Origin of the sequence: Pseudomonas indica NBRC 103045, assembly GCF_002091635.1 — a bacterium.
Taxonomy (GTDB): Bacteria; Pseudomonadota; Gammaproteobacteria; order Pseudomonadales; family Pseudomonadaceae; genus Pseudomonas_M; species Pseudomonas_M indica.
On record NZ_BDAC01000007.1, the window covers coordinates 165,609 to 175,743 of the forward strand.

A 10,135-nucleotide genomic window follows, 5' to 3' on the forward strand; every position below is an offset into this window, starting at 1 on the left:
GATTCGATTGGATGTTTGCCACCAATAATTTAAATGAGCGTTCTAAGTTCTGGCGGGAAGTCGTTTCGCATGAGGCGCCACAAGGCACTTCTCGTAGCACCGTAGATGCGCTGATGGCCCGTTATGGGATATCCTTAGAGTGCTTTGACTCTTCAGGCAGGCCTCCTATCTCAAAGTGCTTGGCTTATGACTCGACCGCCAAAGGTGGCACGGCAAATTATCCACTCACACTTCAACTGATTTTCACCTTTCACGGGAATGAGTTGCAGGAATTCGAGTCTGGCACGGTGGCGGTTAAGGAAGGTTAGGGTTAATAAATTCATCTAAGTCAAAGCCGCTTCGTGGCTCGGATTAATTTTATGTAAAATGTTGGTGCCAAGAAAAAGAGATATAGATGCGTGTGATTTTATTTGGCAGCCAGTCGTTGATAAACGGCTAAAGCCCCGCCCCTTAACCAAACGTTAGCCTCCCTTATGACTTACAGAATTACTCAAAAAGAAATTGAGCAGGTCTCAGCCCTCGATGGCCCAGCGCGATATGCACATTTCATAAAGCGTGTTTCAGACTGGGAGCAGGTGTGGGGGCTTCATGCTACAGATGGGTGGGCTTCAGCTGGCTGCGAGGGAGTAGAAACGTTTCCGCTGTGGCCACACCCTGAATATGCCAAGCTTCAAGCACAAGGACAGTGGCAAGGTTATGCGCCTGAGCCAATTGAATTGGGAGTTTTTTTAAGTGAGTGGTTGCCAAACATGCAAGACAACCTAGTTCAACTTGCAGTCTTCCCGCCGAAAGCTTTCAGGCAGTCATTGTCCCTGCCAGCCAACTGTTGCAAGACATAAAAGCAGAGTTACAAAATTACGAGTAAGGGCTAACAATGCGCTCAACTGCCGCTCACTCCGTTCGCTGGACGTCCAAAGGCTGCGCTTTTGGCCGCCTGTTAGCTTAATCGTTAGAGATAGTCATGAATAAGCGTGCTCTCACCCTAGGGCTACTCATAGCAATTCTAGCCAGCGTCATTTCACAAACCCTGCTACATGGTCAAAAAGCAATAACTTCCGATATTGCTTTATATACTCCATATTTCCTATCTCCACTCTTCAGTATGTTGATACAAGCCGCATCGATGCTGGCGTGGGCCATCCCTGGACTTTATGTCGGCTACTTATGCAAAAACAAACCAGCACAACATGGCGCAATGTTAGGGACAACATGTGGAGTAATACTTGGAGTAGCTGTATTCGCAATGCGAGCTTCAGAGCTAAGCAGCATTGGTTCCATGCTAATGGTTGCAACATCTGCTTTAACACAAATGGCAAAATACTCAGTGCTTTTCGCGCTAGCCGCTCCTGCCGGCTATCTTCTTGCCACGAGTCGTTCAAACCTCTAACAACTGGTTCAAGTCGTTCGCTACGCTCGCTGGGACGGGCTAAAGCCCGTCCCTTAGCCAAACGTTATGCAAAAGCTATTCAAAATATCGTTTGAGGTTTTTCAATGAAAGCATTTCTCTATCTCTCTGATCATGCTTTCCCCATGATCATATTAGGAGTAGTCCTTATGCTTGTCGGTACAAGTATGACCACTAATATCCGTACACATTGGGTGGCGATTTATAGGTCGCTGGCTAGGCTGATTTTTTCACTTGGAATTTCACTGGCTCTAGCATTTAAAACTCCACTAATTTTATTGATCGGGGTCCTTGGTAACTTCCAAGACCTAAAAGGTGCTGTGACTCTTCTGATATTGATATCTATTGCGTGGTCTTCCATGCCACTATTAAAAACACTGAAGCAGATAAAGCCATAGATGCCCAGAAAGACAGTTCATCAATTATTAAAACCGAAGCCGTTTCGCAACTCGGTTTAATTCTGTTTTTATCAGCTCGACGCCCAAGTGCATGACAATCTCGGCAAATAGCCGTGTCCGATACGCGCTCTCAGTAAGAGAGACGTGGACGGCTTCGTCCAGGCCGTTTTTCGCCCGAGCCGTCTACACAATCTCATCAACGATGCCAGAATGGCCGTTTTCCGCCGGTCATCGACCCTGACATGAAAATCCTCAGCCTGCGCCTGAAGAACCTCAACTCGCTGAAGGGCGAATGGAAGATCGATTTCACCGCCGAGCCGTTCAAGGATAACGGTCTGTTCGCCATTACCGGCCCTACCGGCGCCGGCAAGACCACTCTGCTGGATGCCATCTGCCTCGCGCTTTATCACCGCACGCCGCGCATGACTACGCTGTCGGCCAGTGCCAACGAGCTGATGACCCGGCACACCGCCGATTGCCTGGCGGAAGTGGAGTTCGAGGTGAAGGGCGCACGCTACCGGGCGTTCTGGAGCCAGCGCCGGGCGCGCGACAAGGTGGGTGGGGCCTTGCAGGCGCCCAAGGTGGAACTGGCGGATGGCGAAGGCACCATTCTCACCGACAAGATCAACGACAAGCTGCGCCAGACCGAGCAGCTCACCGGGCTCGATTTCGAGCGCTTCACCAAGTCCATGCTGCTGGCCCAGGGCGGATTCGCGGCCTTTCTCGAAGCCAGCGCCAACCAGCGCGCGGAGCTGCTGGAGGAGCTGACTGGCACCGATATCTACGGGCAGATTTCCCAGCGTGTCTATGAGCGGACCAAGGCGGTGGAGATCGAGCTGGGCCGGCTCAAGGCGCGTGCCGAGGGTGTCGAGCTGATGACGGAAGAGCGGCGCTCGGCCTTGCAGCAGGAGCTGGCGACGTTGGTAGGACAGGAACAGCCGCTGCTGGCCGAGCAGCAGCGCCTGCAGGCGCAGCGCCAGTGGTTGGACGCCGTGGCCCAGGCGGAGCGGCAGCATCAAGAAGCGCAGCTCGCCCTGCAACAGGCCCAGACTGAGCAGCAGGAGGCCCAGCCGCGTCTGGCGCGATTGGCGGCCAGCGAGCCGGCGGTGCGTTTGCAGCCTTGTCATCAGGCGTGGCGGCAGGCGTTGGACGCTGTTGCGCAAGGCGAGCAGGCATTGGTCGAAACCCGCACCGAGCGGCGGCAGGCCGGGGAGGCGTTGTCCGCACAGATGTGGCGCGCCGTGCAGCTCAGCCGGCAGGTGGCCGAGGGGACGAAAGATCGTCTCGACGGGCTCCAGCAACAACGACAGGCGCTTCAGGAGCGACTGGACCGGCAGCCACAGCATGCTCAATTGGGTGAACGGCTCGCCGCCTGGCGTGGGCAGTTCGACAGTCGCCGGCAGAGCCAGGCGGATATCGCCGCCCTGGTGGAGCGCCAGAGGCAGGTGCAGAACGCCCTGCATGATTTGCAGGCTCAGCAGCAGGTGCAGGAGGCGCAACGCCACACGGAACAGGGGCGCCTGGATGAGGCCCGCGACGTCGAGCAGCAAGCCCAGGGGCGACTGGCGACCCTGCTGGAGGGCCAGAGCGAAGCCGGGCTGCGCGAGCAGTGGCAGCGCCTGCATGGCGAGCAGGGCTTGCTGGTGCAGTTGCAGCAGACTGGCGAGCAACGCCGCCGTCTGGACACTGCGCTGGCCGATACAGTCGGGAGGTTGGCCGAGCTGGCGCGTCAGCAGGACGAGAAGAGCGCTCAACGCGATGCCCTGCGCCAGCGCTACAGCGATCTGAAGTCGCAGGTCACGGATAAACAGAAGCTGCTCGAACAGGAGCAACGCATCCGCACGCTGGAAAGCTATCGCGAGCAGTTGCAACCCGGCGAAGCCTGCCCGCTGTGCGGGTCCCACGACCACCCGGCGATCAGTGCCTACCGTGCGTTGGACGTGTCGGCCACCGAGCGTGCCTTGCAGGCCACGCAGGCCGAGCTGGAGGCCGTCCGTGAGCAGGGAACCGGGGTGGGCGCCGAAGTGGCGGCGCTCGACGCGCAGCTCGATCAACTGCGCAACCGGCAACGGCAGGACGAGATCGATGCGCAGACGTTGCGGGTCCGCTGGCAGCAACTCTGCCGCGAACTGCGCTGCGACCTGGCGGACGATGCGGCCCTGGCCGCCCGTCAGCAGGCGCAGACCGAACAACTGGGCGCCTTGGAGCAGCGCCTGCAACGGCTCGATGAGTTGAAGCGGGCGTGCGAATCGGCTCGCGATGCGCGGCAGGCGCTTGAGCAGCGTTGCCAGGAGCAAGGCCAGAAACTGGCCCTGCTGCGTCAGCGGCAGCAGGGCGAAGAGGCGCAGCTTGGCGCGCTCGCCGATCAATTGGCGGCTCAGCAGGAAAAGTTGGCTCGTTGTGAGGCGGCGCTCGAAACGGAGTTGCGGAGCCTGGGTTATGCCTTGGCGGATGCCGACGAAGGTTGGTTGGCCCAGCGCGAGGCCGAGTGGTTGGCCTGGCAACGGGATCAGCTCCAATTGCAAACCCTGGAGCGCGAGCATCTGGCGCAGCAGGGCCGGGTCGAGACGGCGGGTAAGGACGCCGCGCTATGGCGGCAGCGCTGGAGCGCGCTTGGCGAGCCTGAGCGGGAGGCCGTGACGGTTGAGGCCGATCCACAGGCGGCGCTGTCCGACAGTGAAGGGCAGGTCGCTGCGGCGCAGCGGCTGGTCAACGAACTGGAGGGCCGTCTGGTGACGCTCGACGAAGCGTTGCGTCGCCAACAAGAGGCGCTGCATGCCTGCGCGGAGCGTTGGCAGAGCCAACTGGCCCAAAGCCCGTTCGCCGACGAGCAGGCGTTTCTCGCGGCGCTGCTCGACGATGCCGAGCGGGAAGCCCTGCGGGCATTGCAGGCGCGTCTGCAACAGGCGCTGGCGGAGGCCGGCGCGCTGGCCACGGCGGCCGAGCAGACCCTGGCGGGCCTGCGGGCGACGCCCCTGACGACCGCGGACCGGGACGAGCTGGACGAACGCCTGCAAACGGTGGCCGAGGAACTGAACGGACTGGTCCACCGGCGTGGCGAGATTCGCGCAGAATTGCAGGGCGACGATGCCCGCCGGCAGAGCCAGCAGGCGCTGTTCGCCGAGATCGCTGCACGGCAGGCCGACTACGACCTCTGGCAGCGCCTCAACGGCCTGATCGGTTCCGCCGACGGCGCCAAGTACCGCAAGTTCGCCCAGGGCCTGACGCTGGATCATCTGGTCTACCTGGCCAACCGTCAGTTGGAGCGGCTGCACGGTCGCTACCAGTTACAGCGCAAGGCCAGCGGCGAGCTGGAGCTGGAAGTGCTCGACACCTGGCAGGCGGATGTGGCGCGCGACACCCGTACCCTGTCCGGCGGCGAGAGCTTCCTGGTCAGCCTGGCCCTGGCGTTGGCGCTGTCCGATCTGGTCAGCCACAAGACCAGTATCGACTCGCTGTTCCTCGACGAAGGTTTCGGCACGCTGGACGGCGAAACCTTGGAGGTGGCGCTGGATGCCCTCGACAGCCTCAATGCCAGCGGCAAGACGATCGGCGTCATCAGCCACGTCGAAGCGCTGAAGGAGCGAATTCCCGTGCAGGTGAAGGTGTCGAAGGGAATAGGGATGGGCTACAGCGCGCTGGAGCGGCGGTTCGCGGTGGGTTGAGGCGGCGTCGCGGGGTGGCGCTGCGCCCGCGTCGCCACCGAGGAACTCGCATGTCTGACGAACGCGCCTATCGACAGCACCTGTTCATTCTGCTCGGCCTCTTCGCCGTGCTCTGGCTGATCCTGGCTATCGACCCGCACAACCGACGCGATTGGGCCATGGAAAACATCCTGGTCCTGGTGGTCGGTGCCGGCATGGTGATGAGTCATCGCTGGTTCCGCTTTTCGCGGGTATCCATCACGCTGATCTTCCTGTTTGTCTGTCTGCACGAACTCGGCGCTCACTACAGCTATGCGAAGGTGCCCTACGACGACTGGCTGCGCGCGCTGTTCGGCCAGGGGCTGGACGAAACCCTGGGCTGGGAGCGCAACCAGTTCGATCGCCTCGTGCACTTCTGCTATGGGATGCTGATTGCCTATCCGGCGCGCGAGGGCCTGCTGCGTGGCACCGGGGCGCGAGGGTGGTGGAGTTACTTCATCGCCGTGGATTTCATCCTTTCCACCTCGGCAATGTACGAGCTGATCGAGTGGATCGGCGGCGACTATTTCGGCGGCGAAGAGGCCGAGGCCTATATCGCCGCCCAGGGCGACAAGTGGGATTCGCAGAAGGACATGGCCTTGGCGGGGATCGGCGCGCTGCTCGCTCTCGGCATCTGTGCCGCCGTCAACCTCCGGCAGGGCCGCGATCTGGCTTTGAACTGGGTTAGAGCCCAGTCCGGAGCGGACGGGCGAGACCGTTCGGACGGCTCACGCTTGCTCGCCCGCTGAGCCGGCCAGGCTCAAGTCTCGAAGCGATTCGGGTAAGTCGAATGTATCCACAACGTGTCGCTGCCCAGCTTCATGACCTCAACCACCACTGAGCGGATACGTTTCTTCACCGTACTGCCCGTGGGGTAGCCGTAAGAGCAGATCCGGAGGGGCGCGACGATCTTGCGATTGACCCCCATACCATGCTCGTCGCCACTGGGATTGGCATTATCGAGGTCTCCCAGCTTCTGTTGTCCGGTGTGCGAGTTCAGCGCATCACAGGTACAGCGAAGCATCTCCTGTTCGTTCTCATAAGTGCTCTTGCCTGCCGTGGCGGTCTCCTGAACATGCCGGAACGCGTGGCCAACATCGCTGCCCCGGCCTTGCCAGGCCATGGGATCGATGGGGTTGTTCGACGCGTCGCGGGGAACCCTGACTCTCAACTGGCCGAAATCTTCGTTCGAAACATCGCTGCGAACGCGCAGGAAGGTTCGGTAGTAATGGTTGTTGGCCATATCGATGGCGGATTTCACGTCCGCCAGCCCGTAGAGCTTCTTCACACCCATGACTATCTCCTTTAGTCGGTAGGAAGATTGTCGAGCCTAGCAATCGGAGTCCGATTGTTCCTGACCTCTCGTCGCTTGAGCGGGTGACGTTCGTGACTAATGCTCGTAGCCCCAGTGGGCCCGATTCTTCCGGTCCATAAATGTCCAGGCCACGAAGCGGCTCTGCTTCTGCCCCTGGGCCATATCGATGATGCGTACCTCCTGCGCTTCGACTCTCGCCAATGCCGTTTGGATCGCAGGCAGGTTGCCAGCCTTGGAGACCAGGGTGCTGAACCAGAGCACTTGGCCGGCAACGTCCCGGCTTTCTTCCACCATTCGCCGCACGAAGGCCGCTTCGCCGCCCTCGCAGTACAGCTCCGCACCCTGGCCGCCGAAGTTGAGCACCGGCAGCTTGCGTTTCGGGTCGAGTTTGCCGAGGTTGCGCCATTTGCGCTGGCTGCCGCGGGTGGCTTCTTCGAGGGAGGCATGGAAGGGCGGGTTGCAGAGGGTCAGGTCGAAGCGCTCGTCGGGCTGTAGCAGGCCACGGAAGATCCGCTTGGGGTCGCCCTGGCGACGCAGCTGGATGGCGCTGTCCAAGCGATTGGCGCGGATGATGGTTTCCGCCGAGGCCAGGGCCACGGGGTCGATGTCGGCGCCGAGGAAGCGCCAGCCGTATTCGCGGTAGCCGATGAGCGGGTAGATGCAGTTGGCACCGACGCCGATGTCCAGTGCTCGTACCTGTCCACCTCGTGGGATTTCGCCGCCGTTGTCTTCCGCCAGCAAGTCGGCGAGTCCGTGCAGGTAGTCGGCGCGGCCGGGAATCGGCGGGCAGAGGTAGGCGGGGGGGATGTCCCAGTGCTCGATACCGTAGTGATCCTTGAGCAGGGCGCGGTTGAGCGCTTTCACCGCCTGCGGGTTGGCGAAATCGATGCTCTGCTTGCCATAGGGATTGAGGATGACGAATTCGGCCAATGACGGATGACGTTTGATCAGTGCGGGGAAGTCGTACCGGCCCTGGTGGCGGTTGCGCGGGTGGAACAGCGCTTTGTCAGCCGGCGCCGGACCCTTGGCGGGCTTGTGTGTCTTGGGCAGGCGGCCCGGAGGGGAGGGGATGCGGGGCATGGAGCGCTCTCGGGAAAACGGCAGGCACGCATTTTCCCACAGCCTCCCCGAAAGGACGAACCCGGGGTGCCGGGTTCGTCCGGGCACCCTCAGGTGGCTGTGGCGAACAGCGCTATATAGGTCGCAGCACCGGAGATATAGCCGATGAAGGCCAGACCACTGATCCGCTTCAGGTACCAGATGAAGTTGATCTTCTCCATGCCCATGGCCGCGACGCCTGCCGCCGAGCCGATGATCAGGCAGCTGCCGCCGGTGCCGGCGCAATAGGCGAGCATTTCCCAGAAGTTGCCGTTGATCACGAAGTTGCCCAGCCAGCCCGCTTCATTGCCGGCGGCGGCAACGTCCGCGTGGCTGACCAGCGGGTACATCTTCATCGCACCGGCCACCAGCGGAACGTTGTCCACCACGGCGGAGAGCAGGCCGATGGCAATGTTGATGGCGTAGACGTTGCTCAGGCCATCCTTGAGCGCGATGGCGGCCTGGGTCAGGTGGCCGGCGGTGGCCAGGCTGGACACGGCGAGCAGGATGCCGAGGAAGAACAGCACGCTGGTGGTGTCGATCCGGCGCAAGACGCCGACTACCGACAGCGGGTGCTTGTCTTCGTCGTTCTTGCCGCGGTGGATCACTTCGGTGACCACCCAGAGCACGCCGAGGCCGAACAGGATGCCCATGTACGGCGGCAGGTGGGTGAGGGTCTTGAACAGCGGCACGAAGACCAGGGCGGCGATACCGAGGAAGAACACCAGGTTGCGCTCGAAGGGCGTGGTCGGGTCGCGGCGGTTTTCTTCCGGTTCCACCACCAGCGGCGGTTCGGTGTTCCCGCGCAGGCGGAAGCTGAGCAGGATCAGCGGTACCAGCAGGCAGACCAGGCTCGGCAGCAGCAGCTTGACCACGATGCCGCTGGCAGTGATCTGGTTGCCGATCCAGAGCATGGTGGTGGTGACGTCGCCGATCGGCGACCAGGCGCCACCGGCGTTCGCCGCGATCACCACGATGCCGGCGTAGAACCAGCGCTCCTGCTGGTCGCTGACCAGTTTGCGCAGCAGCGAGACCATGACGATGGTGGTGGCCAGGTTATCCAGGGCGGCCGAAAGGAAGAACGTGATCAGGCCGACCAGCCAGAGCAGATGCACGCGCTTGGTGGTGTGGATGCGGTCGGTGATCGCCTTGAAACCATCATGGGCGTCGATCAGTTCGACGATGGTCATGGCACCCATGAGGAAGAAGAGGATTTCGGAAATCTCGCCGAGGTGGTGGCGGAGCGATTCGACGACATGGTGGGTGTTGCTATTGCCATTCGCAGCGCTTTCCAGCGCGGGGAAAATGCTGTCGGCCCCTATCACCAGCAAGGTCCAGGCGAACACGGCAGTGAGAATTGCCGAAGCCGCCTTGTCGATCCTCAACGGGTGCTCGAACGCGATGCAGAGGTATCCGAGTACGAAAACCAGCGCCATCAATGCATACATTATTGTTCTTCCGTCCAGAAAGGGAGGCTGGATTATGGCCAGATGAGCCGACGGTAAAAAGGCTGAATGATCAAATCGGGGGGCGGAAATTCGCCCCAGGTGGGCGTAGGTCGCTTGCGGAAAACGGTCTTCGGCGTCGGCAACGGCTCTGTTCCGCCCGCTGCCGGCCGATGGCGGGGTGGCTTCGCCGGAAAGATGCGGGGAGCGGATTTCGGGCGCATTGCCCTGCGACCGATCGCCGCGATGCCTTGGCAGGGGCTCGATCCGTGCCGAAGGCGTGGGCCCATGGTCGCAGGCCGTTGCGGCGAAAGTACCGTCGATGCGGGCGACGGAACCTGTCAGGGGTAGCTCAGGATGGCCTTGAGCTTCGCCAGGTTGGCCTCGACCCAGCGCCGGTCGATGGGCCCCCAGTCACGGATCACGTAACGACCGATGTGGTTGCGCTCGCCTTCCTGTTGCTCGAAGACGCAGTCGATGTCCAGTTCGCCCAGCGCCGACAGGGTGTCCTGGGCGGTGCGCCGGGGCATGCCGGTGGCCTCCATCAGTGCCGGTACGCTGGTGGCGGCGCCGCTGTCGATCAGCCAAGCCACGTAGAGACGGCGGTAGAAACTGGTTCGGGTCTTGCTCACGTCCATGGGAAGTCCTCTTCGGTTCGGCGGTGGATTATCCCGCCGGAGCGAAACCGCCGAAAGCGCATGTTGAGTTGGCTCACAGCTTGCCGTCCCTCGAGTTGAGGTACTGGCGCATCGCCGCTAGAGTGCTTGGCGGCAAAATGATCTCACGCAAGG

The 10,135-nt window shown here is 61.3% G+C and carries 8 protein-coding genes; 4 read left to right on the plus strand and 4 right to left on the minus strand.

The genetic code is table 11. The annotated features are described in order from the left end of the window. Positions 1-473 precede the first annotated feature (473 nt). From PIN01S_RS27435 to PIN01S_RS10930, 4 genes are all read left to right on the plus strand, one after another. On the plus strand, positions 474-839 hold the full coding sequence (locus PIN01S_RS27435; RefSeq protein ID WP_084335689.1) for a DUF2750 domain-containing protein: 366 nt from the start codon (positions 474-476) through the stop codon (positions 837-839). A 122-nt stretch (positions 840-961) separates the two neighbouring features. Then, the gene (locus PIN01S_RS26340; protein WP_139198605.1) at positions 962-1,387 is read left to right on the plus strand and encodes a hypothetical protein; all 426 of its coding nucleotides are present in this window, start codon (positions 962-964) and stop codon (positions 1,385-1,387) included. A gap of 658 nt (positions 1,388-2,045) precedes the next feature. Next, positions 2,046-5,468 carry an exonuclease subunit SbcC gene (sbcC, locus tag PIN01S_RS10925; protein WP_084335690.1) on the plus strand — a complete coding sequence of 1,141 codons (3,423 nt, stop codon included), beginning with the start codon at positions 2,046-2,048 and terminating at the stop codon, positions 5,466-5,468. Between the two features lie 50 nt (positions 5,469-5,518). Next, positions 5,519-6,235, plus strand: a complete 717-nt coding sequence (locus PIN01S_RS10930) for a DUF2238 domain-containing protein (protein ID WP_084335691.1) — start codon at positions 5,519-5,521, stop codon at positions 6,233-6,235. 11 nt (positions 6,236-6,246) lie between these two features. Here PIN01S_RS10930 and PIN01S_RS10935 read toward each other — a convergent pair whose 3' ends face one another. From PIN01S_RS10935 to PIN01S_RS10950, 4 genes are all read right to left on the minus strand, one after another. Then, entirely contained in the window at positions 6,247-6,780 is a 534-nt protein-coding gene (locus PIN01S_RS10935; RefSeq protein ID WP_084335692.1) for a hypothetical protein, read from the minus strand. Positions 6,781-6,876: 96 nt separating this feature from the next. Next, on the minus strand, positions 6,877-7,881 hold the full coding sequence (gene rlmF, locus PIN01S_RS10940; RefSeq protein ID WP_084335693.1) for a 23S rRNA (adenine(1618)-N(6))-methyltransferase RlmF: 1,005 nt from the start codon (positions 7,879-7,881) through the stop codon (positions 6,877-6,879). An 89-nt stretch (positions 7,882-7,970) separates the two neighbouring features. Continuing rightward, a complete protein-coding gene (gene nhaD, locus PIN01S_RS10945) occupies positions 7,971-9,347 on the minus strand; it encodes a sodium:proton antiporter NhaD (RefSeq protein WP_084335694.1) in 1,377 nt (458 codons plus the stop codon). A gap of 338 nt (positions 9,348-9,685) precedes the next feature. Then, entirely contained in the window at positions 9,686-9,982 is a 297-nt protein-coding gene (locus tag PIN01S_RS10950; RefSeq protein WP_084335695.1) for a winged helix-turn-helix domain-containing protein, read from the minus strand. Between the last annotated feature and the right edge of the window lie 153 nt (positions 9,983-10,135).

Coding starts and splice junctions, on each gene's coding strand:
- PIN01S_RS27435 (WP_084335689.1), top strand. CDS start 474: ATGACTTACAGAATTACTCAAAAAGAAATTGAGCAGGTCTCAGCCCTC.
- PIN01S_RS26340 (WP_139198605.1), top strand. CDS start 962: ATGAATAAGCGTGCTCTCACCCTAGGGCTACTCATAGCAATTCTAGCC.
- sbcC (WP_084335690.1), top strand. CDS start 2,046: ATGAAAATCCTCAGCCTGCGCCTGAAGAACCTCAACTCGCTGAAGGGC.
- PIN01S_RS10930 (WP_084335691.1), top strand. CDS start 5,519: ATGTCTGACGAACGCGCCTATCGACAGCACCTGTTCATTCTGCTCGGC.
- PIN01S_RS10935 (WP_084335692.1), bottom strand. CDS start 6,780: ATGGGTGTGAAGAAGCTCTACGGGCTGGCGGACGTGAAATCCGCCATC.
- rlmF (WP_084335693.1), bottom strand. CDS start 7,881: ATGCCCCGCATCCCCTCCCCTCCGGGCCGCCTGCCCAAGACACACAAG.
- nhaD (WP_084335694.1), bottom strand. CDS start 9,347: ATGTATGCATTGATGGCGCTGGTTTTCGTACTCGGATACCTCTGCATC.
- PIN01S_RS10950 (WP_084335695.1), bottom strand. CDS start 9,982: ATGGACGTGAGCAAGACCCGAACCAGTTTCTACCGCCGTCTCTACGTG.